The following is a 26,968-nucleotide window of genomic DNA, read 5'->3' as shown; positions in this document are numbered from 1 at the left end:
TAAAGGTAAAAATTTTGAGATAGACTGGACACAGTATTCAAAATCAAGAAGCTATCTCAATATGACTACAAACTCTTATTATCCCAATTTATTTGAGCCCTTAGATCTAGGTTTTTGTAAGTTACCTAACCGTGTCTTAATGGGGTCTATGCACATTGGTTTAGAAGAAGAAAAGCATGGACTAGAGAAATTAGCAGCGTTTTATGCAGCCCGAGCGGCGGGTGGGGTAGGACTGATAGTTACAGGTGGTGTAAGTCCCAATCGACAAGGATGGCTATTGCCTTTTGCGGCTCGCATGAGCAATAAAAAACACGCCAAAGAACATCAAGTGATTACTCAAGCGGTACATCAGCATCAAAGTAAAATTTGTCTTCAAATACTTCATTCAGGTCGCTACGGCTACCATCCATTTATAGTTGCTCCATCTGCTATTAAATCACCTATTACCCCATTTAAACCCAAAGCACTTTCGAAAAGAGGTATCACCAACACTATCAATGACTACGCAAATTGTGCATATATGGCGAAACAAGCGGGATATGACGGTGTAGAAATTATGGGTTCAGAGGGCTATTTCATAAATCAATTTTTATGTTCACGCACTAATCATCGAGACGACGAGTGGGGCGGTAGTTTTGAAAATCGCTCGCGAATTGCAGTTGAAATAGTCAATGCCGTTAGGCAAAAAGTAGGTGCTGATTTTATCATTATTTTCCGGTTATCTATGCTGGATTTGGTCGAGGGAGGCAGTAATTGGGATGAGGTCGTTGCTCTTGCCAAATTGATTGAGAGCTGTGGTGCAACATTAATCAATACCGGTATAGGTTGGCATGAGGCGAGGGTACCCACTATTGGTACTATGGTGCCTAGAGGGGCATTTAGTTGGGTAACTGAACGCCTTAAAAGTGAAGTCAGTGTACCTCTAATTGCAACTAATAGAATTAACACTCCCGATATTGCTGAAAAAATACTCGCCACTGGGCAAGCAGATATGGTCTCGATGGCGAGACCATTTTTGGCTGACGAAAACTTTGTACAAAAAGCGCAGCAAGGGCGGGGAGAAGAAATCAATACGTGTATTGCATGTAACCAAGCTTGTTTAGATCATACCTTTGCTCGCAAACGAGCCAGTTGTTTGGTTAATCCTCGAGCAGGCTACGAAACAGAGCTAAATTTTCCACTAACAACCCATAAGAAAAAACTAGCAATAGTTGGTGCAGGTCCAGCGGGATTAGCGTTTAGTTGTTATGCCGCTGAACGTGGTCATGAAGTACATTTATTCGAGCAAAGCTCAGAAATTGGCGGGCAGTTTAACTACGCAAAACGTATCCCTGGTAAAGAAGAGTTTTATGAGACTATACGTTACTTTAAAAAGAGGATAGAAGTAACGGGAGTGCATCTTCATTTAGATAACCAACAAAACGTAGAGACATTGTCTGATGCTAATTTTGACCATGTGGTACTAGCAACTGGTATCAAACCAAGAGTAGTCAATATTGAAGGCATAGAACATCCTAAGGTCATGACCTATCTGGATGTACTTAGAGACAATAAAGCAGTAGGCAAAAAGGTTGCAATAATTGGTGCGGGTGGGATTGGTTTTGATGTGGCTGAATTTTTAATAGAAGAGCATTCGTTAACAACGCAACCCGAGCAATGGTTAAAAAATTGGGGTATTGATAAAGCTTACAAAGACTCTGGCGCATTAACTGAGGCTGAGGTTGAGGCGCCTGCTAGAGAGGTCTTTTTACTTCAACGCAAAACCACTAAGGTTGGCAAAGGCTTAGGTAAAACAACGGGTTGGATCCACAGGTCAAGTTTACAAAGAAAACATGTAAAAATGATTGCAGGAGTTGACTATGTAAAAATTGACGCTGACGGACTACATATTAATGTGAATGACAAACCGCAAATATTAGCAGTCGATAATATTATTTTGTGCGCAGGCCAAGAGCCGCTGCGAGAATTGCAAGCGGGGTTAGAGAGCAGAGGTATCAAAACCCATTTAATTGGGGGCGCTGATGTGGCGTCAGAACTTGATGCTAAAAGAGCGATTCGCCAGGGGGCAGAATTGGCTGCAACCATTTGATCATTGAGTTTTAACTGCGTCTTATTATAGGGAGGCTAATTACAGTTTATTTGAATATACACAGCTTCCAACTGAGTAGCTCCCCGCAAGATACAAGGAGCATAGTTATATTTAAAAGCTAAGACAGGTTATGTCTTAGCTTTTTTTATTGTCGTTACTTAACTTATTTGAACCGCAGTAGGGCTGGAAATCAGGGTGCTATCCTTGGTATTTCCCTTAAGTCGCTCTACTAACATATAGTTAATAGGGACTAAAATTAGGGTGATAAAAGTCGCAAATAAGATCCCAAAGCCTAGAGATACCGCCATAGGTATTAAGAATTGTGCTTGAGTTGATTTTTCGAATAGCAATGGCATTAAGCCGATAAACGTAGTTAAACTCGTGAGCATAATAGGCCTAAATCTTGATGCTCCGGCTGTTAATACCGCATCCATTAGTGTGCCACCTTCCAGACGTTTCTTGTTGATGAAATCCACTAATACTAATGAGTCGTTCACCACCACGCCAACTAACGCTAACATGCCGAGCACACTCATGATTGTCAGTTCCATCCCCATCAACCAATGTCCCATAACCGCACCTATCATGCTAAATGGGATAACACTCATGACAATAATGGGCTGAATGTACGACTTAAATGGAATGGCTAGCAGTAGATAGATAGCAAAGAAAACCATTAACAAGCCGACTCCTAATGAAGAAAAAGACTCTCGTTGTTCACGGGCTTCACCTTCCATTTTCCATGTTACCCCTGGATATTGATTAACCAGTTGTTGAACGTATTCTGCTAACTCTGCCTGTAACACAGTCATATTAGTATTAGTCTTTTCAACATCAGCGGTTACGCTCACGGTTCTAAAACGATCTATACGTCGAATTTGTGAAGGACTTTTACCTGGAATTAGGGTTGCCACATGAGATAAGGGCACCGAACCACCAGAAGGCGTTTGTACTAGAATGTTTTGTAAATCAGATAACGAACGTCGTTCTTCGATGGGTAACCTAACCATAACACGCACATCGTCACGGCCACGTTGAATTCGCTGCACTTGGCTGCCAAAAAACGCGTTGCGAACTTGATTAGATACATTCACTCGGGTCAAACCTAGTGCTTTACCTTGTTGAGTTAACTCAATTTGTAATTCTTCTTTACCGTCAGAGAGACTGTCTGCAATCTCAAATACTGTGGGGTAGGTGGCAAGTCTAACCTTTATTTGATCGGCAATTTCTTGCAGCGTTTTTTGTGAATTACCACTTAATTGCACATCAATTGGGTCTGATGAGCGCCCCAACTCTGCACGATAGGTAATGCTTTCCGCTCCCGGGATCGGGCCTATGAGATCACGCCATTCACGCACTAATTCGGCAGAGGTGATTGAGGATTCTCTTTGTTCAGGAGGAATGATTTCAAATCGAACAGAACCTACATTAGACGCACCTCCTCGGCCACCGGTAGACGCGAGTACGTTAAGGATCACACTTTGCCCTGTATCTGGGTCAACGTACTTATCTCGAAGTTCTTCGGCTTTTTCAGACATCTTAACTATGAACTGATTAGTGACTTCGAATGTAGTGCCAGTAGTCATGGTTAAACTGGCCCTGACTGTTTCACTTGGAACGCGAGGAAAAAACACAAACTTCGTCCAGCCGCTCATCAGTAGCGCCATAATGATTGAAAATGTGCCAATAAAAACGGCCAGTGTCGCCAGCTTATGACGTAAGCTGAAGCCTAAAAGAGGTTGGTAATACCGTAAGATGGCACGTTCAAATCCATCGGCAAAACGTTGTTGCCACTGTTCTAAGCGGTTACCTTTTGAGGATTTTTGGTTACGCAATTTGATATTCTTGAGATGCGAAGGTAAAACAAATTTTGATTCGATTAATGAAAATAACAATACTGGGATCACGATCACAGGGATTTGCGCAAATAAGGCTCCACGATTTCCTTCGATAAAGGCAAATGGTAGGAAGGCAGCGATTGTAGTTAAAATACCGAAGGTAACAGGGGTGGCGACTTCTAAGGTACCTTTGATCGCGGCTTCTTCACCAGACTCTGATGTTCGTAGGTGGGTATAGATGTTTTCCCCGGTAACAATGGCATCGTCCACCACTATACCCAGTACTAAAATAAACCCAAATAAACTCATGACGTTTAATGTCACCCCAAAAAAGGGCATAGCTAAGAAGGCTCCCATAAAAGACACAGGTATCCCGATAAAGACCCAAAATGCAATGGCAGGACGCAAAAACAACGTCAGTAAAAGTAATACCAATATGCCACCTTGCAGTGCGCTGCCGCTTAGGGTAGCGATACGATTTTTTACGATTTGTGAATCGTCGTCCCAATAACTTAACTCGTAACCTTCAGGCAACAAAGGCTGCTTGTCTTCAATATATTGTTTAACTTTATCTGCTACTTCTACGGCACTTTGTTGGCCAATTCGATACACATCTATAAAGGCTGCTTGTTTACCATTAAAACGTGTACGTACAGGGGTCTCTTCAAAACCATCTTGAATGTCGGCAATATCTTTTAAACGCAGAATCGAACCGTCACTATTGGTTTTTATAGGAATGTCAGCAAACTCATCTTTGCGGTACGCTTGGCCTTTGGAACGAATTAATACATCACCACCGTCGGTCTTTATATTGCCAGCGGAAATATCGCTACTTGAATTGGCTACCGCAGTTGAAACTTCGGCTAGAGTTAGACCATATTGACGCAACCGATCTTGAGGAATTTCTAAGGCTATTTCGTAGTCACGTACTCCTGATAAATCTAATTGAGTAATTCCTGGAATACGTAATAAATCATCGCGTACATGTTCGGCAAATTCGTTGATTTCTTTTTCGCCGTATATTCCTGAGATAGTCACCGCTATCACTTCGCGTGTACGTTGCGCTAAGGATACTACTGGATTTTCAGCATCCGCAGGAAAGTTATTAATAGCGTCGACTCTGGACTTAATATCCGCTAGTAATTCTCTTGCGTCATAATCAGAGTCTATCTCTATGCTAATTCTAGCTGAGCCTTCAGAGGAGACACTGATAATCTGTTCAATACCTTCTAAATCTTGTACTGCTTCTTCCACCAAAATAGCCACACCCAATTCGGTATCTTCAGGAGTCGCACCTCGCAGGGTTACTGAGACACTAATAGTGTCAGTTTCGAATGACGGAAACACTTCGAGAGGGATTCTACTAGTAAGGCTATAAATACCAGCAAATAAAATAGTGATCATTAGCAAGTTAGCGGCCACATGGTTTCGGGCAAACCAAGCAATCATGTTCGTTCTCCAATCTTAGGAAATAAGGAAGCAATAAAATAAATAGTCATTAGAGACTGCTTTGAGACGATGTTGCTTCAGGGCCGGTACCAGCGCGTTTATTTGCACGTTTCGCCCGAAGTTCTTCTACTGTGAGCCCCATCTTTTTAGCCATCTGTTGCAGTTTAGCTTCTCTATCTGGTGAAGGTTTAGCTTGTCGCTGTTGTTCACCGGCTATACTGACGCGTGTTCCAGAACTGACTTGCCCTAAAGGGGTAGTCACTAAATATTCGCCTGCATTTAATCCATTTTCAATAATCGTTCTTTGACTGTTTTGCCAACGTATACTGATATCCCGTCTTCTCAATAAACCCTCTTCAACTATGTAAACATAACTGCCTTGGTAAATAGCACTGTTGCTTATAACTATGGCGTCATCAAGAGTTTTTCCTTGTACTTCAGCATTCACATACTGTCCTATCTTAATAGAAGGACCTGGGTGCAATTGCGGATTATATGGGTCTTCAATTTGAGCCACGATATAAAGTTGCTGGGCGTTACTGTCAATTGCACCTTCGGTGCGAATTACTTTACCTAGCCAAGATTGGTTTTTACTTAAACTAGAGGTAAAACGGGCTTCTATAATCGACTGTAAATTATTACTGGAACGGTATTCTTCTGGAAAATTAACTAAATCAATATCACTGTTGTTTATAGGTAAACGAATTTCAACTGAGTCTGTAGAGTAAATTTCCGCCACCTGTGTATTTGCCGACACTACTTGACCAAAATCCACTAGTTGCTCAAGTATTCTACCGTCATACGGGGCGGTAACCTGTGTTCTTTCTAACGCTAATTTGGCGATAGTTAAAGTGGCTTCTGCAGATAACAAGCTAGCTTGAGCAGCTGCCAATTGTGGCTTTCGCAAGACTAAATCACTTGGTTCTGCTCTGTTACCTAATCGTTCCCAATCAATTTTGGCTTGTTTGGCATTGGCCTGTTCTTCTAACAATGTTTGTTTGGCTGACAGTAGGCCCGCTTCGGCTATTTTTACATCAGCTAGGTAGTCCCGTTGATCTAGAGTTAGTAGCACATCTCCTTTGGAAAAGAAGCCACCATTTTTAAATTGAGGACTCACATGGTTAATTTGACCTGACACTTGAGCGACCAAAGCATTTTGGGTTCTAGGTTGTACTGTGCCAAAAGTATCCACTACAACAGTATATTGCTCAGGTTTAAGTTGTGTCACTTCGACAGTTAGTTGTGACGCGCCAGATGGACCCCCTCTCTTACTTTGTGGAGGATTATCAAAGATTATTTTCGCGATAACCAAGGTGATCACTAATATAGCTAGCGGTATTAACCACTTTTTTACCTTACTCATTGATTAACACATCCTCTTGTTTATTATCTTGTAAATTATTGGTATCAGTAAAATCACCGCCTAGAGCAACATGCAATACAATGCGATTGGCGAGTAATTGATTTTTAATTTGTATTAAAGCACTTTGAGCGGTAAAGGAACGGCTTTGTGCTTCCAATACAGTTGTATAAGTCACCAAACCTCTTTGATATTGCTCAAAAGCCAATGTTTCAGCCGCATCAGCGTTTTGTTGTGCGGCTAATGTGCTTTGATAGCGAAGTTTTAAACTATTTTCTGTGGTGATGGCATTTTCTACTGAAGAGAATGCGTTGTACAAAGTATCCAGATAAATCTGTTCTTGTTGCTTAAGTCGCAACCGAGCTATCTCTTCTATGGCCTTGAGGTCTCCAGCTTTAAAAAGGGGGGCCGTTAAGCCTCCTAATAACGACCATGCTAGCGACGAACCTGATAATAAATCACTTAATTCATCAGCACTATCAGATATAGAAGCTCTCAGCGAGATACTTGGAAAGCGTTGTTTATGGGCAAATGCCAAGCCAGCATCTTGCGCCAATACTTGGTACCAACTACTCAATAGCTCAGGTTTTCTACTAATTATGTCTGAGGGCATGCCTATTGGAATATCATTGGTTAATAATGGTAATGATAATTGTTCATTAGTTAAGCTGGCGTCGGGATATCGACCTAATAATCGTTCTAGACTTCTCGTAGCTTGTATTTGTGTTACCTGTTGTTCAGCCAAATTAGACAACTCAGTATTCAATTCATTTCTTGACAAATAAACGTCTAGCGCTGCATTAATGCCTTGTTGGTAGCCAGATTCTATAATGTCTAAATTTTGCTGGGCGTTTTTAACTCTTTGTTCATACAGAGCTAATAGCTGTTTTGCGGCAATCCAATCAAACCAAGAAGTCACTACGTTTGCGACTAATGTTTGCCTATTTTGTTCATAATTGGCTTTAGCGGCTAAGTAGTTCAAATTAGCCTGTTTTTGCGCTGCAGATAACTTGCCCCAAATGTCTAGTTCATAACTGCTTTCAAGTTCTACTGAGCTGTTATTGCTAATAACCCCATTTATTGATTTGGAGCGACCTGTATTGAGGGTCAAATCAAGATCTGGCCAAAAGTCAGCGTCTGCTTGAAGCAACTGTTGTTCTAAAATTTGCACGTCATAAGCGTTTTGGCGAAGAGTTTGGTTGTTAAGTAAGGCTTCATCAACCATTAAATTCAACTTAGGTTGCTTAAATTGACCTAACCAATTACCTGCAACGGGTATTGTTTTCTCACTGAATTGCCAATTTTGTGGCACGTTGGCACTTCTAAGTTGTTTGTCTACTTGGCTGGAACTGGCACAACCATAAAGCAAAACCGCTATTAATAATGAGGGAGTTAACTTCACAGAATATTTATACCTATAGAAAAATCGAAGCATAGTCTAAGTGATTGTGGATCACGTGAAGCCGACTTTACACAACTTTTACACTCATTTTCATTTAACTTAATTTATCGATGTTTCATCGCAAAATTTTGATTCTTTAAGCTGAGAATTTACCAATTATTGTTCGTATGAGGACAATGGTCTAACTTGGTTGATTTTTACAGTGTGAAGCTATTTACGAATACCAAAGACAAATGTACAGCCAGCAAACCAGGCGTAATTATCCATTGGGGTTAATTGTGAAATATTCACTTCGCCAAGTAAGTCGGTGTGTACATAGTTCGATAACGAAAACAAAACACTCCATTTCGAATCCGGAGAGCGAAGTTCTAAATATGGGAAAACATCGATATTCCACATTCCAGTTGCGTAGCTTTGGTTGAAGGCAGTATCGGTGCTGGATTCAATTTTATAGTCACCGTTTTTATTAAGATTAATGCTAAGGTCAAATTCACAATTTTGACTGTGGTACTTGTTAGCCCAGACACCTTGACTGTTCTGTTTCTGAGGATCTACTCCCAAAGGCACGAGTAATAGGGCAATTGAATTTTGTCGATACCAATGTTTGTCGATGAATAACATACTGCTGTAATGTATGTCCCATCCTATATCACCTAGTTTATTAACGACCTTGTTAACAGCGTTTTGGTCATTAAGAACGGGTGAATAAATTATCGATGATTGAGTCACAGACTCAGGAAATGCCAAGTTGTTAACTTTTACTTCAAAATTGGCGTCTTTCAGTTCTTTATTAATTGTTACTATTTGTGCTTTTGATAAATAGCGGGAGTAGAGATGGACAGTAGTGTGACTACAACCACAAATCAGTAAGGCTACCAATATTAAATACTTCAAACTATTAGCGGCCTTTATATGACTTACTGAAGGACTTTAATTTTTTCAACACTAGAAGTTTTAGGTGATAGGTCGTCTTTAACAATATCCATCCTGTAATCTAATTGCACAGTTAAACCTGTTTGTCTTTGAGCCTGTCCACCTTGAATTCTGGGTTTGTAAATCCATTGTTTTAAGGCAGCAACCGATACCTTATCAAACACTTGTTGTGGGAATGACTCGAGCACCTTTACGTTCTCGGTTGAGCCATCTTTGGCAATATCAAACTGTAATATTACAGAACCTTCTTGGTTATTTTGAGCGGCTTTAACGGGGTATTTGGGCTCGATTCTGGTGACAGGATGCGCCGTTTCAGGATTATCTATTTTATGTGTCATTTCAGCCAAATTCGCTAATGCGACTCCAGCAAGAAAAGTGCTGCTTAATGCGATTGACAAACCAACTAATGCCGGTTTAATTTTTGCTGGGTTTTTGATGCTGGCGATACGTTTAAACATGGTGTTTTTTTCTCCATAGGGTGAATAAATAGCAAAACTGTGAAGTGAACGCTCAGCGCAGTGCAATAATGCTTTGCTGTAGCTTATTTTGTCTTGAGTCGTTGCTTGTTTTAAAACCACGGCGTCGCAGGCTATTTCTTGACTACGTCTAAATGCTCGGTAGGCTAACCATGTAAGGGGGTTGAACCAAAATATCGCCACAAACACTAAGGCAATCAAGTTGTATAAGTTGTCACCTCTATGGAAATGTACTAATTCATGGCTAATCATTAGGTGTTGTTGTCGTTTAGTGAATTGGCTATGGAAGCCTCTGGGAAGGACTAGAGTCGGGGAGATTATGCCACTCAAAATTGGCCCCGTTAATTGAGAATTGCTCACTACAGTCAAGGAGTTGGGAAGCGTTATATCCAGTTCAACTTTGTGGGAATTATAGCGAGTTAAACAGGTTATTTTCCATTGTGAAAAGGCTGCAAAAGTTAGAATGCTAAGGCTACCCAATCCCCATATCAACCCCCAGCTAAAGCTAAGGTTCTGTGGCGTAGTATTTGCGCCAATTGACACTATGTGCCGGTAAATAGACTGGTCGTCCATCAAAATAACATCTTGTGGGAGATTATTTACAATCAGTAGTAACGGCACTAATAACCAAAGGGCGTAGATAACGTTTGCTCCTAAACTCTTGATTGCTTTTCTTTCTAATGTAATCAGAATTAGCAGCAATAAACTAATTGCCATTTGTTGCTCAAGCAGCCAGTTAGTCATTTTTTTTCTCCCATTGTTTTATTAGTGACTTGAGTTCGTCGACGTCTTCTTTGGATAAAGCGTCTGAATGAGCAAAGCCTGCAACTAAAGGCGCTACTTTTCCGCCAAATAATCGACTTACTAAACTTTTACTTTCTTTTTGGTTGTAGGTACTACGCTCAACCAAGGGGAAATACAAATAGCTACGTTGCTGTTTGTTGAAATCGATAACCTGTTTTTTCACTAACCTACTAAGCAAGGTTTTAACGGTTTTTTCATGCCATGTTTTGTTTTGGTTTAAACGTTGAATTATTTCACTGGCAGTCGCTGGAAATTTCTTCCATAGGGCGTCGAGTACTTCAAATTCGGTTTTACTAATATCTGATTTTTCTGTGTCGGTAGTCATAAGCATTTCTTTTAATAGATAATAGGTTTTTGTGATTACAATTGTAATCAGTGATTTAAGATTACATGTGTAATCAAAGATTGCAAGGGTTTAAATTGAATTATTTGGATTTTTGGGCTTTGCTAAGTATTGCGGGGGAGAGGGGCCTTTAGGTGCGAATCAAATATTTAAGCCAGAAAGTTCAAATTATTCCGACATTTTGTAACTAAGCTGTTAAACTAACTCCGTAATTCAATATCCACTCGCGTGATGGTGATAGCGCTAGGGGAATTAAACTATTTCACTACAAGAAGAGAGTTCAAAATGAGTAAAGGTACAGTAAAGTGGTTCAATGCAGATAAAGGTTTCGGTTTTATCGCTCCAGAAGACGGTAGCAAAGATTTGTTTGTTCACCATTCAGAAATTCAAGCTGGCGGCGGTTACGCAACTTTAACTGACGGCCAAGCTGTTGAGTTTGAAGTAGGTGAAGGTCAAAAAGGTCCTTGTGCCAATAAAGTAGTTCCTTTATAAGAACCGCTTATAAATTAGCGATTTAGGCTCGATGTTTGAGCTGGATCTTAACAACGATTCGTTAAGGTCCTCGCTATTTGATTTTCAATATGTCATGTTTAACCATCGCGTTTCAAGAATTTCCCCAGCGTTTTATTCTAGCAATATCCCTGTAATACCCATACTTTAGTTACCGTAGAAAAAAGCTTAAAACTGTATTGACGTCAGTTCGATATTCCCTGCGGATACCTTTAATACACTGCCTTGTTCGTACCAGTCGCCAAGTACAATACGTTGAGCTGATTGCTCATTTATTACGAGATCGTGGATAGCAGGTCTATGTGTATGACCGTGGATAAGTCGTCTTACCGCATACTTTTCCATGTAGTTTACGACTTCTTCAGGCGTGACATCCATAATTTCAGCGCTGAGTTTTGATTGTTTTAGTTGGCTAGTTGCTCTTCCTTTTTTCGCAAGCTTTCGCCGTAACGCTAGTGGTAGGCTCAACATGATCCTTGTCCACCACCAACTGCGAGCTTTTTTGCGAAACGCTTGGTAGTCAATATCTTTAGTGCAAAGTTCGTCACCGTGCATTATCAGCGTTGCCTCACCGTACAAATCTACTACTTGTTGTTCTGGTAAAACTATCAATCCAGCTTGTTTTGCAAAACGTTCACGAATTAAAAAGTCGCGATTGCCATGAATAAAATACACTGGCACCCCAGACTGATTTAGAGCACTAAATGCGTTTGCAATACGTAAAGTAAAATCGTTTTGGTCGTCATCACCAATCCAGACTTCAAATAAATCTCCTAACACATACAAAGCCTCTGCTTTGGGAGCTTGCTCCCGCAAAAATTCAAACAAACACTGGTTGATATCATCTCTGTTTGCTGATAAATGCAGGTCAGAGATAAAATATGTAAAAGGCTTATTTTCTGGAAACGTCATTTGATAGTCAGAGATAAAATAAAACTAAGGGAGAAGTGGGGTTAAAATCACTGATTTTAACCCCACAGAAACTAGCGCTGGGTTTTTATTCGACTATTTCAGCCTTTTGAATAACCACGTCTTCTTTAGGAACGTCCTGGTGATATCCAGAGTTGCCAGTAGCGACAGCTTTAATCTTGTTAACTACGTCCATTCCTTCAGATACTTCAGCAAAAACGCAGTATCCCCAACCATCGCCACTTTCGCTGCGGAAGTTTAAAAAACTATTATCGCCAACATTGATAAAAAATTGTGCAGTTGCAGAATGAGGTTCGTTGGTACGGGCCATAGCGACAGTGCCAAGGTTATTTTCTAAACCGTTATTTGCTTCGTTTTGAATAGTGTCTTTACACTCTTTTTGATCCATACCTGGCTCAAATCCTCCGCCTTGGATCATAAAGCCGTCAATCACTCGGTGAAAAATAGTGTTGTCATAAAAACCTTCCTTCACGTAGTCCAAAAAGTTGGCAACGGTTATTGGTGCTTTGTCGGCAAACAAAGTCAGGGTGATAACGCCATAATTAGTATGGATTTTAACCATGAAATAGATCCTTAAATTAGCAAGATAAAAATAATCACCGCATTCTAGCCTAAAACTCATGAATTTTTAAGGCTTTAAGGGTGATTGGCAGATGCAGCACTGGTTTCTGGGTGATAGAATCCCTCTTTTTAGACTGTTACTCTCCAGAGGATTTTAATTCAATGTTACATATATACAACACATTAACCCGTCAGAAAGAGCAATTTAAACCATTGCATGCAGGTAAAGTGGGGTTATATGTATGCGGCATTACTGTTTACGATGTTTGTCACGTGGGTCATGCTCGTACTTATTTGAGTTTCGACTTAATGGTACGTTATATGCGATCCCGCGGACTTGACGTGAATTATGTTCGTAATATCACAGATGTTGACGATAAAATTATCTCAAGAGCAAATGAGCAAGGATTAACAGCCGAGCAATTTACTGAAAAAACCATCGCCCGTATGCATCAAGATTTTGCTGCAATCGGTTTGCTTGAGCCTGATGTTGAACCTCGGGTTACCACTCACATTCCAGAAATAATTGATATTATTCAGCGTCTTGTTGATAAAGGTTATGCTTATCAAGCGTCAAGCGGAGATGTGTTATTCGAGGTGAATACTTTTCCCGAGTACGGAAAGTTAGGACGGCAAGACTTAGATCAACTGAAGTCTGGCGCGCGAGTTGAAGTCGTAGATGAAAAGCGTGACCCATTAGACTTTGTACTTTGGAAATCAGTCAAGCCTGGTGAACCTTTTTGGGCGTCGCCTTGGGGCAATGGTCGTCCCGGTTGGCATATTGAATGTTCGGCGATGAATCATAAACATTTAGGTAAACATTTCGATATTCATGGGGGAGGTTCTGACCTGATTTTTCCACATCACGAAAATGAAGTGGCCCAATCTTGCTGTGCATTTGACACACCTTACGTCAATTACTGGATGCATACAGGTATGGTTCAAGTCAACCAAGAAAAGATGTCCAAATCCCTAGGCAACTTTTTTACTTTACGTGATGTATTGGATATCTATGATGCTGAAACCGTGCGTTATTTTTTAATGTCAGCCCAATACCGTAGCCAATTAAGTTACTCAGATAGTTTTATTCAGCAAGCCCGGGCTTCGTTAGAGCGTTTATATACAGCATTGCGAGATGTGACACCTAATATGAATGTAGATGTCGCTATGGGGGACTATCAATCTCGTTTTAATCAGGCGATGGATGATGATTTTAATACCCCCGAAGCCTTTGCTGTGTTATTTGATTTAGCGAAAGAAATTAATAAGTCTACGGGGCAACAAGCAGCCGATTTGGCCGGTATAATGATAAAATTGGCTGATATACTTGGTATTTTGCAACAATCTCCAAACGATTATTTGCAAGGTGCAGCAGGTGGCGAACAAGATGATGTCGCACAAATTGAATCGTTGATTAAAGCGCGTAACGATGCTCGCGCCAGTAAAGATTGGGCGGCGGCCGATGCAGCTCGAGATGCGCTAAACGCCTTAAAGGTGGTATTGGAAGACGGAGAAAATGGCACAACATGGAGGCGCGGTTAAAAAACACGAGCTGTCTAGAGGTTGAATCAACAATAAAAATCGTATGAGTGCTGATTGCGTAAGTTAATTCCATTGAATTGTGCAGTCAGCACTTTTAGAGTGAGCACACTCTGTAATAAAGCGATTAGACAGATAGTGACCACTGCCAGATTTAGGTTCACCCCTAATTGTGTCATTGCTAAGAGTGGTTCAGCATGATGACTTCCCCACCATATCCAATGTCGTAATCCAAAAAATGTTGGCAATAAAGCATAAAAAACTAAATCGTAGTACAGCAGCGCAAAAGGCGTACAGCTAATTAGAATAGTCTTATTGTTCTTGAATAACACTAAAACGCACAATGCAGAAATTGATAATATCCAATTGAGACCACTGCCCATCAATGATACCCAAGCACTCTCTGTTTCGCTCACAGAAACAGAAGTAACGATGCCTGCTGGTTGAAACTGAATGTTTTGAGCTTGATAAGCTGGGCTGTTTTCAATCCTTAACTGTGTGCTATGAAAACTAAATGTTGTTTGAGCTATTGCGTTGCTCGGCCAATTTGCTTGGCTTGAACTGTTAAATTCGGGATAAACCTGCCAACCCGGCCAAACGGAAATAGTGGGGCGATCCCATCCTAATGCGTCACCGGTTAGAGCGTGCCCTAATTCATGAGTAATAACTGACAGCGGTAAGACTGTACATATCGGCACAATAATGAATATTAATTTAAGGTTAAGTTTCAAATTGTCACCAATTCATTTTAAGGTAAACGTTTGGACTAACCCCATGAATAATGGTTCATTTGCACATTGTTTGCACATTTCAATGTCTGACTATTTGTTAACCTACCTTAGCTTAAATGATTATTCGAGGTTAACGGGGTGGGGTGATCATGTTTGAGTGTTTATTCATAATTCAAATTAAAAGGAAAAACGTATGGTTGATTCAATAGGTAGTACAAACTTCCGCCCGCCACCACCACCTCCTGGCGCGGGTGGTCAGTCTAGTCTTAGTGACGATGAAACATCGCTAATCGAAGAAACTCTATCGGGTTATGATGCTGATAACCTTACGGAAAGCGATGCTGCCAGCATAGTTGAAGCATTTTCCGAAGCAGGTATTGCTCCAAACTCGGCCTTTGCAGACAAACTTTCTGAAATAGGCTTCGACGCTAGAGAAATTGGTGATTTAGCTGGTGCCAAACCGTCCGAATCTGGACAGCCACCACCACCTAGTGGTTCAAGTAATTTAGACTTGACTGATGCGGTGGATTATCTTGAAACTTTGTTCGAAGAAAAAGACCAATCTGCCACGGATAACTCCAGTATCACTGCGCAACTTGCAGAAAAATTTGGATTATCGGAAGGCGAATCTTTGATTAACATAACGGTTTAATTGTGTTTGGTTTTATAAAGCAATGAGTGTCATTCGCTCGTTGCTTTTTAGCATATTGACTCTTTGGGATTAAACCTACGGTATCCTTTTTAACTAACTGACGTGTCTTGCGAGTTATTTTGACTGGAAAACGAATCCTTCCAACGCTGTTGTGACACATGTTGTTTAACTAACTCCAAACACTCATTAACGATAATTAACACTTCTTGGTCGAGCATATGGTCTTCGTTGGAAAAACGACCTAATCCATGCTCCACAAAATCATCAATTTTATCTGGGGTAATGTCTTTCAATAAATTAATAATTGATTGTGTCACTATATCAGTGACAGACTGTTCAAGGGTTTTTTCTATTGTTGTTCCAAGCACAGGTAATATTTTCAGAGTCGATACTTGTGCGTTACCACGCACGGCTTTCCCAACACTTTTTTGAACATGATTACGAACTGATTCACCATGGTTGTTGTGCTCAATGGACTCGCCTATATGTACCATGATTGACGACAACCATTGGGTCAAAATTGGCAAACGAGTAGCCAAGACTTGTTTGCTAATATCATCAATTAATGGGGAGCCTGCGGCGATGTCTTTTTGTGCATCAGTCAACACTTTAACCACAATTCGATCACTGAGCTCCTCAACCAATACATCGTAATAAAATAGAGTGAAGCGATAGATTGCGCTGTTGCGTAAATCGATGATTTGGTATTTTTGAAGTCGATAAAATATTGAAAAAATTCGTAAGAATCGAAATATTCTGGCACCGCCTAATGGTATGCAACCTATTAAATCGTACCAATGAATAAAGGGGAAAAAATACCAACGAACATAAGTTTTGCGAACAACAGCTGCCACCCAACGAACACAAAACTCGGTCAAAAATATGATCACGAAAGCTAAATCGTAGAGAACAAAGTTGTTGTGCACAGGAGTATAGGCTGAGATAAGAGCCGGTGATATGGAGTCTAATATTGACTTGAACGCTTGAGTGCCAAACAAGCCGTCAAATAGCAGCCAAATTAGATTGATGATCAGCAAAGTGAGCATCAATAAATCGAGCATTATCCACGGTCCTTCGTGGCTAGATTTAAGTTTAGAATAACTAAAGTTAAGCACTATTTTTCAACCGCGTTTTATTAGGTACGAGTTACATCGACAAACACTTTTAATTTCTGTCCTGGTTGTAGATACTTTTTCAGTTTACTTTGATTCCATTTTCGTAAATCGCTGACCTTAACGTTAAACTTTCCAGCAATGCGTGCCAGTGAATCTCCACTGCGAACAGTGTAGGTAAGTGTGCGCATGACGGCGTCATCGCGTTGCCCTTTAGTTACATCATTAACCCATATCACTAGTTCTTTACCTGGGCGTAATGTGTCGGTAGGTGCCATCCCATTCCACTTAGCAAGTTGTCTTAAGTTGACCTTATATTCACGGCTTAGATCCCAAAAGGTATCGCCGCTTTTAACCTTATGAGTCAGTTTATAGCTGCCACCTTTTTTTGATTGAGTTGTCACTAAACGTTGTTCTTGGGACAAAGAGTAAGAATCTAAGGACTTTAGTGCCACTGGAATGATCAGATGTTCACCGGCAATAATTACGTTACTTTTTAGCTCATTGACTTGGCCAATGATCTCGGTGGTCGTGTGGTATTGTTTGGCGAGTTTTAACAAACTATCGCCACCTTTTACTTTGTGTCTTACCCAATTTAAGCGCTCAGATTTATCAGTTTTGGCTAATTCATCAAGAAAGTTAGCAACCTTGTCTACCGGTAACAATAAATGATGCGGTCCATGGGGATCCGTAGCCCAGCGATTATATCCAGGGTTGAGTGCGTGTAATTCTTTAACTGTTAGTCCGGCCATGTCAGCGGCTAGGGCTAAGTCTATCTGAGTGCCTACCAAAACTTCTTCAGTTAATGGAATGTTTTCAATGACTGGCCAATCAAAGCTGTATTTTTCACTATTTGCCAAAATGTCGGCTAATGCGAGTAGCTTGGGGACATAGGCGCGGGTTTCTTTGGGCAAGTCTAAATTCCAAAAATCACTAGGTTTTCCCGCTTTTTTGTTCTTCCTAATGGCTCGTTGTACGCGGCCCTCGCCACTATTGTATGCCGCCAATGCGTGTAACCAATTGCCATCAAACATCTCAACTAAATAGTTTAAATAATCAATTGCGCCTTGGGTAGAAGCTAAAACGTCACGACGCCCGTCGTACCACCAGGTTTGTTTCATTCCAAAACGTTTACCTGTGGAAGGGATAAATTGCCACATTCCCGCTGCGCGCCCATGAGAGTAGGCGAAAGGATCAAATGCACTTTCTACTATAGGTAATAGTGCTAACTCCATAGGCACATTTTGTTGTTCAATTTTTTCGATTATCAAATGTAAAAAAGGTTTGGCTCTTAGAGCCACACGTTTCATATAACTAGGGTGTTGAAGATACCAATTACGCTGAGCGGCAATACGTTTGTTATCTTCAAATGAAAACCTAAGTTGACTGCGTACCCGATGCCATAAATCTTTAATTTCAATTTCAGCGGCAGCTTCGACTATTTCTTCGGGTACCTCAACCGCTACTTCTACCGGTTCAACAGGATGGGTGATAGGTATGGTGCCAGACTGAGCCGACTCACAATCAAAATGATCTTCAGCTTGTTCTTTAGATTGCTCGCAGGAGACTAAAATTTGCTCAGCTATTTGATGTTCTTGCTCAAGCTGACTTGCCTGATTTTCATTTGGTGATGTTGCAGTACATGCAGACAAAGAACCAACTAGGGCTAAAGATAGGAGTGTATGTGAACGCAAAGTGTTTCCTTTAATTATTAATTTTTTTCATTTGTTATTATCTTTTTAGTCGATGCCGCAAATGAGGCTGCCATCGTGGTTTAGTTTACTGATTAAAAGTTATCTTTCCAGCTTCTTAACGAAGCAAAAACGTCTTGCTCTGATGTTACCTCGACTCCCATATTCTGGCTAACATTGCTGATAAGTTCTTGGCTATAACAACGTAAAAACGGATTTATCGCTAATTCCTTGTGAATACTCGTTGGTAGAGTGGCATTGTTATTTTTTCTTTGTTGTTTAACCCATTGCTTATATTCAAGTAAAGCTTGATTGTTTGGCTCTGCAGCCTCTGCAAATGCTATGTTTGCCAAAGTATATTCGTGAGTGCAATAGACAGCAGTATTGGCTGGAAGTGCAGTTAATTTGGCTAAAGAAGTAAACATCTGTTGTGGTGAGCCTTCAAACAAACGCCCACAACCAGCTGAAAATAACGTGTCGCCGCAGAATAATCCGCTATCACCATAATATGCGATGTGATCTAAGGTATGCCCTGGCACCTCGATAATCGAAAACTCTATATCGAGTTTGGGCAGTACTATCCGATCACCTTGTGATAAGTGATGGGTAATTTGTTTAATTGTTTTGTTGTGTGGTCCGTACACTGGAATGCCAGGAAAACGCGAAACTAGGGCGTCTATACCGCCGGTATGATCCCAGTGATGATGAGTAATGAGAATTGCGCAAAGGGTTAGTTGGTTTTTTTTGCAAAATTCTAGAACCGGCGCTGAATCACCAGGATCCACAACAATACAGTGAGTTTGGTTATCGAGGGCCCAAATGTAATTATCATTAAATGCCTTAATAGGAAAAATGTTCACGGTCATGTTTACAGACATAGTGCGCCTTCATTCAAAATATTAGGTTTAACAGTTTATGGCTTTTAGAGTACCATAAATTATATGAGACCAGCGTTAATCAATAAACATCCTATTCAACCAGAGTTATGGCGAGATTTACCTTTAGGTGAAGATCTTAAATTTTTGATTGAAACTCAAATTAGCGAAGTAAGCCGGAAGTTTTTTGGTTATCACTTGGTTCGTTTAGGCAATTTAAGTAGTCAGGTTGAGCTGCCTTCTTGCCCTATAAAACATCAAATCAATATCACTTCAAAAATGCATTCTTATAGCAACATAGTGGCATCATCAGCCGATTTACCAATAAGCGAAAACTCTGTTGATGCATTTTTATTGGCTCACGAGTTGGATTTTGCCAATGATCCCCATCAAATTCTTCGTGAAGTAGATAGAACCATTATGCCTAACGGTTATTTGATCATAACGGGGTTCAATCCTTTAAGTTTATGTGGACTTTTTAAATATCTACCCTTCAATAAAGGCAGTGTATTACACGACGCTCGATTTTTTAGTTGCGCCAGGGTGAAGGATTGGTTGCAGTTGTTAGGTTTCGAAGTAGTCGACGTAAAGCGCCTGTTGTTTAATGAGTTATTTTTACATCGAAAATTTAACGCACCTTCCAAATGGAACCTGTGGTGCCATCAAAACTTGTCAGTGTTCACATCTATGTATGTGATCGTGGCCCGAAAACGAGAAATTCCATTATCGTTAATTAAACCAAACTGGAAGGCTAAGACTAAATTTTCACCTGTAGGTGCAAGTGTCAGAAGCGGTGCTATGCAAGTAGAAACGACTCTAAAAAACGAAAAGTAAGCGCCTTTACCTTTTTATAATCGCAAATTACTCCGCCTTGATAGACTTTCTAACCTCGGCCCTTGAGGCCATAAAAATGTGGTGGCAATTTTTTAAGGGGATTTAATTATTAATGGCGGCATTGAATAAAACTATTACCTATCAACATTTAGCCTTAGTGATTGGTTATTTAATTATCTTAAAACCTACTTCTATTGTGATCACTAAGGTGTTGACGCCATTAACTAAGGAGCTTAATGAAGAGGCTTCTAAAACTGGTTAATCAGACTCTAGCAATAAAAGCTCATTAGAATCAGCCGGTCTGGCGACTACTGCCATTGTGAGTCATTTACCTATTGGAAAGTGAGTGGGAAGGAACTTGAACGAAATAAATCCAATCACTACATAGTGCTGAACAGCAAAGCAGTGATTGGATTGTTCATTTATAGATTTATTTAACTTTCATACCAGGTTGAGCGCCTTCTTCAGGATTCAAGATCCATAAGTCTTCACCACCAGGCCCTGCAGCTAACACCATACCTTCAGACATGCCAAAGCGCATTTTACGAGGGGCTAAGTTAGCTACCATTACCGTTAACTTACCTTCTAAGTCTTCGGGTTGATACGCTGATTTAATGCCTGCAAAGACTTGCCGAGTTTCACCACCTAAGTCTAATTCTAAGCGTAACAACTTATCGGCTTTTTCAACGTGTTCTGCTTTGGCGATACGGGCAATCCGCAAATCAATTTTAGCGAAATCTTCAAAACTGATGGTTTCACCAATAGGATCTTTCGCCAGTGGACTGTTTGGATCAAGTGTGACCGTTGGCTCTAAATTTTCTTTCGAGTCTTCAACCATAGCGTTGACTTTGTCCATATCTACCCGTTGCATCAAGGCTTTAAATTTATTGATGCTGTGATCTGTTAGTACATGTTGTGAACTTTCCCAGCTAAGGGTGTCATTCAAAAATGCTTCAGATTGAGCTGCCAGGGTAGGGACAACTGGCTTCAAGTACACCACTAAAATACGGAACAAATTAATGCCTAATGAACATACATCATGGGTGAACTGCTGTTTGCTCTCATCTTTGATGGTCACCCAAGGGGCATTGGCGTCGATAAATTGGTTAGCTTTATCAGCTAAAGCCATAATTTCGCGGATTGCTTTGTGGTATTGACGCTTTTCAAATGCAGTAGCAATGCTTGCTTCTGCCAGATGAAATTCAGCTACTAGTTCTGGCTCAAGCACATTAGTGGACAACTTGCCGTCAAAACGTTTAGTGATAAAGCTAGCACAACGACTGGCGATATTGACCACCTTACCTACTAAGTCAGAATTGACCTTTTGAGCAAAATCTTCAAAATTTAAGTCAATGTCGGTAACTGCATCACTTAATTTAGAGGCAAAGTAATAACGTAAGTACTCTGGGTTTAAATGGTCCAAATAGGTACGGCCTTTGATAAAGGTACCTTTTGATTTAGACATCTTGGCGCCGTTAACGGTTACAAAACCATGTACGTTAACCCCTGTTGGCTTTCTAAACCCTGCGCCTTCAAGCATGGCAGGCCAGAACAAACAGTGAAAGTAGGTAATGTCTTTGCCAATAAAGTGATATAGCTCAGCGTCTGAATCTTTACCCCAGTATTCATCAAAGTTAAGGCCATTTTTATCACACAGGTTTTTGAAGCTGGCCATATAACCCACTGGCGCATCTACCCATACATAAAAGAACTTACCAGGTGCATTAGGAATTTCAAAACCAAAGTAGGGGGCATCACGGCTGATATCCCACTGCTGCATACCTTCTTCAAACCATTCTTTTAGTTTGTTGGCAATCTCAGGTTGAATGGCATCGCTTTGCAGCCAGCCTTGCAACATACCTTCAAACTGAGGTAAGTCGAAAAAGTAATGTTCAGAATCTCGCAAAACAGGTTCGGCGCCTGATACCACAGAACGTGGATTGATAAGTTCTGTTGGATCGTAAGTGGCACTACATACGTCACAACTGTCACCATTTTGATCTTCAGCACCACATTTAGGGCAAGTACCTTGCACAAAACGGTCTGGTAAAAACATTTCTTTTTCAGGATCGAACAACTGGCTGATAGTACGTTTACTAATAAAACCTGCATCATTTAAGCGGTCATATACTAACTCACATAATTCTTTGTTTTCGTCAGAGTGGGTGACATGATAATTATCATACTCAACACCAAAATCGACTAAATCTGCATGATGCTCATCACGAGTTTGTGTCACCATTTGTTCTGGCGAAATACCTAACTGCTGGGCTTTAAGCATGACAGGTGTACCATGGGCGTCATCTGCACATACGCTGTAACAACTGTGCCCACGCATGCGTTGAAATCTAGTCCAGATATCGGTTTGAATATGCTCTAAAAGGTGGCCTAAATGAATAGAACCATTAGCATAGGGAAGGGCGCTGGTTACTAGAATTTTGCGAGTTTGTTCAGCCATAGTCACTTATGTTTATTGAGTTTTAAAAAAAGGTCGCAAATAGTAGCGAAAATACGCCTCCATTGCATTACGAAATTCGACTTCAATCACACAAATTTTGTGGTCGGGCTTGTTCGACTTTAATCCACCGTTGAATATGTTAATCACCTAGTATAACTAAATACTGACGTGTATGACTGATACGCTTTTAACAAAGCGTAATTCAATAAGTGCTACCTATCGACAATTAAACATACAAACGGCAAAATAATGTTACTTATACAAGGTGCAAATAGCGTAAGCTTTCGGCACATAATATATTTGGTTTAACTGCCAGCATTATAATCAATCATCAACGAGCTAATTTCTATGCGATTGTGCGACAAAGATATCTATCAATATCTACAAGATGGAAAAATAAAAATATCACCGCAACCTAGTTACCAACAAATAAGTGGCGTGACAGTGGATATTCGCCTTGGCAATAAATTCAGGGTATTTGAAGATCATCAGGCTCCTTACATTGATTTAAGCGGTTCAAAAGAATCGATGCAAGCGGCTTTAGATACCGTCATGAGTGATGAAATTGTGCTTGAAGATGACAAGGCTTTTTTCTTGCATCCGGGTGAATTAGCACTAGCTGTCACCCATGAGTCCATCACTTTGCCAGCTAATGTAGTGGGGTGGTTAGATGGGCGGTCTTCATTGGCGCGTTTGGGCTTAATGGTACATGTGACTGCTCATAGAATCGATCCAGGTTGGGAAGGTAATATAGTCTTAGAGTTTTTTAATGGCGGAAAATTACCACTTGCCTTGAAACCAATGATGAAAATTGGCGCAGTCAGTTTTGAAGTGATGTCGGGGCACGCTGAAAAACCTTACAATGCCCGAGCTGACGCTAAATATAAAGGTCAAGATGGTGCTGACGCCAGTCGAATAAGTGCTGACGACAAATCTTAGTTGAATATGAATAGTAGGAGAGTCTGTGCCTAATAACGCGCATTTTTACCAACCTAAGGATGGTCATCAATTACCTCATGATCCATTCAACGCAATTATTGCTCCCCGTCCAATAGGATGGATATCAAGTCAAAACGCTAAGGGGCAAGTTAATTTGGCTCCTTATAGTTTTTTTAATGCCTTTAATTACCATCCCCCCATTATTGGTTTTTCGAGTATTGGATATAAAGATAGCGTCAAAAACGCGGCTGAAACCGGACAATTCTGTTGGAATCTTGTGACTCGTTCACTGGCTGAATCAATGAACAAAACCAGTGCAATGGTAGACTCTGAAGTCGACGAGTTTGAATTAGCGAACCTCGCCAAGGGCCAATCTAAAATAATTGACGTGCCATTTGTGGCGCTAAGCCCAGTTGTGATGGAATGTAAAACCTCTCAAGTGATCCAATTGCAAAATGCCAAGGGTGAGCAGTGTCAAACCTGGATGGTTTTTGGGGAAGTGGTAGGGGTACATATTGCTCAATCAGCCATTAAAACAGGCATCTACGATACTGCCGCTATGGAGCCTATTATGCGTGGCGGCGGAGCGGCTGATTATTTCAGTGTTAGCGAAAACAACAAGTTTGAGCTGTCTAGGCCTAAGTAAGGTTGGGGTGCTATATTTCACCTAAAACAGCCAAACTTGGCTAAGGAATGCGCAACCAATACAATTTTGCTCGATTTAGCGTTGCAAACAAAAAATATTTCCGTAAACTGCGCAGCTTCGGTCGGTGTGTAGCGCAGCTTGGTAGCGCACTTCGCTGGGGGTGAAGGGGTCGTAGGTTCGAATCCTATCACACCGACCAATTAACCGCTCTCCCTTGCTTTATCTATTCTCTCGTTCGTGAATTACCCTTCTGTTTTATTTTCGTCGCATTGTTAGCTTTTCATTTGGTAGCGGCCATTTTAGCTGGGGGTGAAGGGATCGTAGGTTCGAATCCTATCACACCGACCAATTAATCGCTCTCCCTTGCTTTATCTATTCTCTCGTTCTTGAATTACCCTTCTGTTTTATTTTCGTCGCATTGTTAGCTTTTCATTTGGTAGCGGTCATTTTGGCTGGGGGGGAAGGGGTCGTAGGTTCGAATCCTATCACACCGACCAATTAACCGCTCTCCCTTGCTTTATCTATTCTCTCGTTCTTGAATTATCCTTCTGTTTTATCTACACCACGTTTTCACTTATTTGCCGTAGTGATCGCTTTTAGAAAAGCGTCAATTGGTAGCGGTCATTTTGGTTGGGGGTGAAGGGGTCGTAGGTTCGAATCCTATCACATCGACCATTTAGTTTATTTCCCCCATGTTTAACTATTGTCTTTGGTTCGCCAACAGTGCAGTTAACCGATCCTCTGGAATGGGTTTTGACCAATAATAACCTTGACCATTGTTGCAACCTAAGGCAATGAGCTTGTTTAGGGTGGCTTTATCTTCGATGCCCTCGGCCACAGTTTTTAGTCCCAAGCTAGCGGCCATACTAATAATTGCCTTAACTAGTGATTCATCATGTTCCGCTGTACATAGGGAAGTAATGAAAGAGCGGTCTATTTTCAGTGTCGTAGCGTTAAAATTACGTAAATACCCCAAGTTTGAATAACCGGTGCCGAAATCGTCAATGGCGATCGTAATGCCAATAGCACTTAAAGCTTGCAGTTGTATTTGGATTTGATCGCCGTCGTCAATTAATAAGGATTCGGTTAACTCTAATTCGAGAGCATTTGGCGGTAAATCGGCGTGTTGTAATGCGCTTTCAATTACATCCTGTAGATGCCCGTCTTTGAATTGTATTGCGGAGAGATTAACTGCGACCCGCAGATTTGGAAACCCCAATTCGCGCTGCTTTGCACAGTTAATACAAGCCTGTTGAATTACCCAACGGCCTAGTTCGTTTATTAAGCCACTACTTTCTGCCAGGGGAATAAATTGGTCGGGTGCTATCATGCTGCCGTCGGGTTGTGGCCAACGCAATAGTGCCTCAACCATAGAAATTTCACCGCTTTGTAAATTCACCATAGGTTGATAATAGAGTTGAAATTGTTGCTCAATTAGAGCTGGTCGCAATAATTGCAGTAATTTGAATTTATCGTCGCTAATTTTATCCAAACTTTGATCGTAATAGTGGTAGGTATTGCGACCATCCTTTTTGGCCTGATACATGGCGACGTCGGCTTGACGGCATAGTTGCTTAAAGTCAGACCCTTCTTTTGGCGCACAGGTTATGCCAATTGAGGCAGAAATAACCACCTGAGTTTGTAATATCTTAAACTTAGATGCACATTTTTGTATTACAGTTTCAGCTATTGCTTCTAACTCTTGGTGATAATCTGTGAACGGGGCCAATAGTAAAAATTCATCTCCTCCAAACCGAATTAGGTGTTGGTCGGGTTTTAAATCTTTGCTTAGTTTTAGTGTTAGCTGTTCGAGTAATATGTCTCCTGCTGCATGGCCTAAGGCATCGTTTACTGGTTTGAAGTTATCTAAGTCAATGAATAATAGGGCAAGGTTTTGTTTTTTTTGTTCGCAGGCAATTAAGGATTGGGTAAAAAGTGCTTCACCATAAAGTCTATTAGGTAAATTTGTCAGAGGATCGTGATGGGCTAAATGTTGGATTTCTGCCTTATTGCGCTGTACTTTGGCGTTTTCGCGCTGCAATGACCGCATTAGACGCCTAATGTCATGGACTAAAATATACACACTAAATCCGGTGACAACAAAAATAACAATTATGAATATTAGATGGGGCCAGCTTAACGTCGGAATATTAGGTATTACAAAGTCACCTAGTGTTAGCCATGCAATTCCAAAGCACAGGATGACCACAAACAATAAAACAGATACAAATAAACCTACGCCACCCAATAGTGCTGCGAAAATAAGTAATCCAGGATAGCCAAGCACGGCTAAATCAAACAATCCGGCCCCAGTAAGTGCTAATGCGAATAGCATGGTCGCCATCGAGCCAATTAATGTATAAGCTGAGGCAAGTATTTTATGTCTATAGGCGAAAGCTAACGCTAACATTAAAAAACCTATACCTATGGCAAAAATGGTAAAGGTAATATTTCTTGCCACTAGGAGTGCGACTGCCAACCCTATTGCAGTTACTGCGCTTATTTGCATTAATCTATGACGGCGGATCTGGCTGTAAATATCTTTTTCAGCTAGTTCTTGTAGCGAGTTAGCTAAGGGATCTGCGGGTGGGGCCATAGTATGTCCAACAAAAATAATTGTGTTTACTTTACCGTCTATAGCTTAAAATTCCAAACATGGATCACCCAAATTCACAATTAAATTAGAGTTGTAAATAGTATGTAATTGATGGCGTTTTTGGGAGTCATTGCAGGTTGAAATTCTAACGAGATTGATCCTTGTCAATATGTTGGATTTCGGTTCGTATCTACCCCATT

22 protein-coding genes and 1 tRNA gene are annotated in these 26,968 nt (G+C 40.7%); 9 read left to right on the top strand and 14 right to left on the bottom strand.

The features are described 5' to 3' along the window. Positions 1 to 61: 61 nt before the first annotated feature. Positions 62 to 2,089, top strand: a complete 2,028-nt coding sequence (locus KO534_RS01160) for an NADPH-dependent 2,4-dienoyl-CoA reductase (RefSeq protein WP_215926319.1) — start codon at positions 62 to 64, stop codon at positions 2,087 to 2,089. Positions 2,090 to 2,247: 158 nt separating this feature from the next. Here the strand turns inward: KO534_RS01160 and KO534_RS01155 are convergent, their stop codons facing one another. The 6 genes from KO534_RS01155 to KO534_RS01130 all read right to left on the bottom strand — a co-directional run bounded on the left by KO534_RS01155 (position 2,248) and on the right by KO534_RS01130 (position 10,676). Beyond that, positions 2,248 to 5,376 carry an efflux RND transporter permease subunit gene (locus KO534_RS01155; protein ID WP_215926317.1) on the bottom strand — a complete coding sequence of 1,043 codons (3,129 nt, stop codon included), beginning with the start codon at positions 5,374 to 5,376 and terminating at the stop codon, positions 2,248 to 2,250. Positions 5,377 to 5,425: 49 nt separating this feature from the next. After that, a complete protein-coding gene (locus KO534_RS01150; protein WP_215926315.1) occupies positions 5,426 to 6,739 on the bottom strand; it encodes an efflux RND transporter periplasmic adaptor subunit in 1,314 nt (437 codons plus the stop codon). Next, complete coding sequence (locus tag KO534_RS01145; RefSeq protein ID WP_215926313.1) at positions 6,732 to 8,171, bottom strand: efflux transporter outer membrane subunit; 1,440 nt, start codon at positions 8,169 to 8,171, stop codon at positions 6,732 to 6,734. Before KO534_RS01145 ends, KO534_RS01150 begins: the two co-directional genes overlap by 8 nt. Before the next feature lie 177 nt (positions 8,172 to 8,348). Further along, entirely contained in the window at positions 8,349 to 9,032 is a 684-nt protein-coding gene (locus tag KO534_RS01140; protein WP_215926311.1) for a hypothetical protein, read from the bottom strand. Between the two features lie 23 nt (positions 9,033 to 9,055). Next, complete coding sequence (locus KO534_RS01135) at positions 9,056 to 10,291, bottom strand: M56 family metallopeptidase (protein WP_215926309.1); 1,236 nt, start codon at positions 10,289 to 10,291, stop codon at positions 9,056 to 9,058. Then, entirely contained in the window at positions 10,284 to 10,676 is a 393-nt protein-coding gene (locus KO534_RS01130; protein WP_215926307.1) for a BlaI/MecI/CopY family transcriptional regulator, read from the bottom strand. The genes KO534_RS01135 and KO534_RS01130 overlap by 8 nt, the downstream gene beginning before the upstream one ends. A gap of 303 nt (positions 10,677 to 10,979) precedes the next feature. Here KO534_RS01130 and KO534_RS01125 point away from each other — a divergent pair, with 303 nt between their 5' ends. After that, positions 10,980 to 11,186, top strand: coding sequence for a cold-shock protein (locus KO534_RS01125; RefSeq protein ID WP_007618104.1), 207 nt, complete (start codon positions 10,980 to 10,982; stop codon positions 11,184 to 11,186). Positions 11,187 to 11,372: 186 nt separating this feature from the next. Here KO534_RS01125 and lpxH read toward each other — a convergent pair whose 3' ends face one another. Then, entirely contained in the window at positions 11,373 to 12,116 is a 744-nt protein-coding gene (gene lpxH, locus KO534_RS01120) for a UDP-2,3-diacylglucosamine diphosphatase (protein WP_215926305.1), read from the bottom strand. Positions 12,117 to 12,201: 85 nt separating this feature from the next. Next, positions 12,202 to 12,696: a peptidylprolyl isomerase B gene (gene ppiB, locus KO534_RS01115; RefSeq protein WP_215926304.1), complete on the bottom strand. Its 495-nt coding sequence runs from the start codon at positions 12,694 to 12,696 to the stop codon at positions 12,202 to 12,204. A 161-nt stretch (positions 12,697 to 12,857) separates the two neighbouring features. Here ppiB and cysS point away from each other — a divergent pair, with 161 nt between their 5' ends. Then, complete coding sequence (gene cysS / locus KO534_RS01110) at positions 12,858 to 14,237, top strand: cysteine--tRNA ligase (protein ID WP_215926303.1); 1,380 nt, start codon at positions 12,858 to 12,860, stop codon at positions 14,235 to 14,237. 26 nt (positions 14,238 to 14,263) lie between these two features. On the opposite strand, the gene KO534_RS01105 is transcribed toward cysS, so the two are convergent. Beyond that, positions 14,264 to 14,965 (bottom strand): hypothetical protein, encoded by a 702-nt coding sequence (locus KO534_RS01105; RefSeq protein WP_215926302.1) that lies wholly within the window; start codon positions 14,963 to 14,965, stop codon positions 14,264 to 14,266. A 193-nt stretch (positions 14,966 to 15,158) separates the two neighbouring features. Here KO534_RS01105 and KO534_RS01100 point away from each other — a divergent pair, with 193 nt between their 5' ends. Next, a complete protein-coding gene (locus KO534_RS01100) occupies positions 15,159 to 15,617 on the top strand; it encodes a hypothetical protein (RefSeq protein ID WP_215926300.1) in 459 nt (152 codons plus the stop codon). Between the two features lie 89 nt (positions 15,618 to 15,706). Here the strand turns inward: KO534_RS01100 and KO534_RS01095 are convergent, their stop codons facing one another. The 3 genes from KO534_RS01095 to gloB form a co-directional block, all read right to left on the bottom strand. Then, positions 15,707 to 16,732, bottom strand: coding sequence for an ion transporter (locus KO534_RS01095; RefSeq protein WP_215926298.1), 1,026 nt, complete (start codon positions 16,730 to 16,732; stop codon positions 15,707 to 15,709). A gap of 20 nt (positions 16,733 to 16,752) precedes the next feature. Beyond that, the gene (locus KO534_RS01090) at positions 16,753 to 18,423 is read right to left on the bottom strand and encodes a lytic transglycosylase (RefSeq protein ID WP_215926296.1); all 1,671 of its coding nucleotides are present in this window, start codon (positions 18,421 to 18,423) and stop codon (positions 16,753 to 16,755) included. Positions 18,424 to 18,515: 92 nt separating this feature from the next. Beyond that, positions 18,516 to 19,286 carry a hydroxyacylglutathione hydrolase gene (gloB, locus tag KO534_RS01085; RefSeq protein WP_215926361.1) on the bottom strand — a complete coding sequence of 257 codons (771 nt, stop codon included), beginning with the start codon at positions 19,284 to 19,286 and terminating at the stop codon, positions 18,516 to 18,518. 75 nt (positions 19,287 to 19,361) lie between these two features. Between gloB and KO534_RS01080 the strand changes: the two genes are divergently transcribed. Beyond that, positions 19,362 to 20,129, top strand: a complete 768-nt coding sequence (locus tag KO534_RS01080; RefSeq protein ID WP_215926294.1) for a class I SAM-dependent methyltransferase — start codon at positions 19,362 to 19,364, stop codon at positions 20,127 to 20,129. A gap of 112 nt (positions 20,130 to 20,241) precedes the next feature. Then, positions 20,242 to 20,391, top strand: coding sequence for a hypothetical protein (locus KO534_RS01075; protein WP_215926292.1), 150 nt, complete (start codon positions 20,242 to 20,244; stop codon positions 20,389 to 20,391). 168 nt (positions 20,392 to 20,559) lie between these two features. Here the strand turns inward: KO534_RS01075 and metG are convergent, their stop codons facing one another. Further along, positions 20,560 to 22,587 (bottom strand): methionine--tRNA ligase, encoded by a 2,028-nt coding sequence (metG, locus tag KO534_RS01070; protein ID WP_215926290.1) that lies wholly within the window; start codon positions 22,585 to 22,587, stop codon positions 20,560 to 20,562. A 348-nt stretch (positions 22,588 to 22,935) separates the two neighbouring features. Here metG and dcd point away from each other — a divergent pair, with 348 nt between their 5' ends. The 3 genes from dcd (at position 22,936) to KO534_RS01055 (ending at position 24,371) form a co-directional block, all read left to right on the top strand. After that, on the top strand, positions 22,936 to 23,526 hold the full coding sequence (dcd, locus tag KO534_RS01065) for a dCTP deaminase (RefSeq protein ID WP_215926288.1): 591 nt from the start codon (positions 22,936 to 22,938) through the stop codon (positions 23,524 to 23,526). Between the two features lie 25 nt (positions 23,527 to 23,551). Continuing rightward, positions 23,552 to 24,172, top strand: a complete 621-nt coding sequence (locus tag KO534_RS01060) for a flavin reductase family protein (RefSeq protein WP_215926286.1) — start codon at positions 23,552 to 23,554, stop codon at positions 24,170 to 24,172. Positions 24,173 to 24,294: 122 nt separating this feature from the next. Next, a tRNA-Pro gene (locus KO534_RS01055) sits at positions 24,295 to 24,371 on the top strand. A 501-nt stretch (positions 24,372 to 24,872) separates the two neighbouring features. Here KO534_RS01055 and KO534_RS01050 read toward each other — a convergent pair. Continuing rightward, entirely contained in the window at positions 24,873 to 26,768 is a 1,896-nt protein-coding gene (locus KO534_RS01050) for a putative bifunctional diguanylate cyclase/phosphodiesterase (protein WP_215926284.1), read from the bottom strand. Between the last annotated feature and the right edge of the window lie 200 nt (positions 26,769 to 26,968).

The sequence above is a fragment of the Paraglaciecola arctica genome (genome assembly GCF_018861065.1).
Taxonomy (GTDB): Bacteria; Pseudomonadota; Gammaproteobacteria; order Enterobacterales; family Alteromonadaceae; genus Paraglaciecola; species Paraglaciecola arctica_B.
Note: the sequence above shows the minus strand (reverse complement) of the source record. Positions and strands in the feature narration are given on the sequence as shown.

Coding starts and splice junctions, on each gene's coding strand:
- KO534_RS01050 (WP_215926284.1), bottom strand. CDS start 26,768: ATGGCCCCACCCGCAGATCCCTTAGCTAACTCGCTACAAGAACTAGCT.
- KO534_RS01100 (WP_215926300.1), top strand. CDS start 15,159: ATGGTTGATTCAATAGGTAGTACAAACTTCCGCCCGCCACCACCACCT.
- cysS (WP_215926303.1), top strand. CDS start 12,858: ATGTTACATATATACAACACATTAACCCGTCAGAAAGAGCAATTTAAA.
- ppiB (WP_215926304.1), bottom strand. CDS start 12,696: ATGGTTAAAATCCATACTAATTATGGCGTTATCACCCTGACTTTGTTT.
- KO534_RS01145 (WP_215926313.1), bottom strand. CDS start 8,171: ATGCTTCGATTTTTCTATAGGTATAAATATTCTGTGAAGTTAACTCCC.
- lpxH (WP_215926305.1), bottom strand. CDS start 12,116: ATGACGTTTCCAGAAAATAAGCCTTTTACATATTTTATCTCTGACCTG.
- dcd (WP_215926288.1), top strand. CDS start 22,936: ATGCGATTGTGCGACAAAGATATCTATCAATATCTACAAGATGGAAAA.
- metG (WP_215926290.1), bottom strand. CDS start 22,587: ATGGCTGAACAAACTCGCAAAATTCTAGTAACCAGCGCCCTTCCCTAT.
- KO534_RS01160 (WP_215926319.1), top strand. CDS start 62: ATGACTACAAACTCTTATTATCCCAATTTATTTGAGCCCTTAGATCTA.
- KO534_RS01075 (WP_215926292.1), top strand. CDS start 20,242: ATGGCGGCATTGAATAAAACTATTACCTATCAACATTTAGCCTTAGTG.
- KO534_RS01080 (WP_215926294.1), top strand. CDS start 19,362: ATGAGACCAGCGTTAATCAATAAACATCCTATTCAACCAGAGTTATGG.
- gloB (WP_215926361.1), bottom strand. CDS start 19,286: ATGACCGTGAACATTTTTCCTATTAAGGCATTTAATGATAATTACATT.
- KO534_RS01135 (WP_215926309.1), bottom strand. CDS start 10,291: ATGACTAACTGGCTGCTTGAGCAACAAATGGCAATTAGTTTATTGCTG.
- KO534_RS01155 (WP_215926317.1), bottom strand. CDS start 5,376: ATGATTGCTTGGTTTGCCCGAAACCATGTGGCCGCTAACTTGCTAATG.
- KO534_RS01125 (WP_007618104.1), top strand. CDS start 10,980: ATGAGTAAAGGTACAGTAAAGTGGTTCAATGCAGATAAAGGTTTCGGT.
- KO534_RS01130 (WP_215926307.1), bottom strand. CDS start 10,676: ATGACTACCGACACAGAAAAATCAGATATTAGTAAAACCGAATTTGAA.
- KO534_RS01150 (WP_215926315.1), bottom strand. CDS start 6,739: ATGAGTAAGGTAAAAAAGTGGTTAATACCGCTAGCTATATTAGTGATC.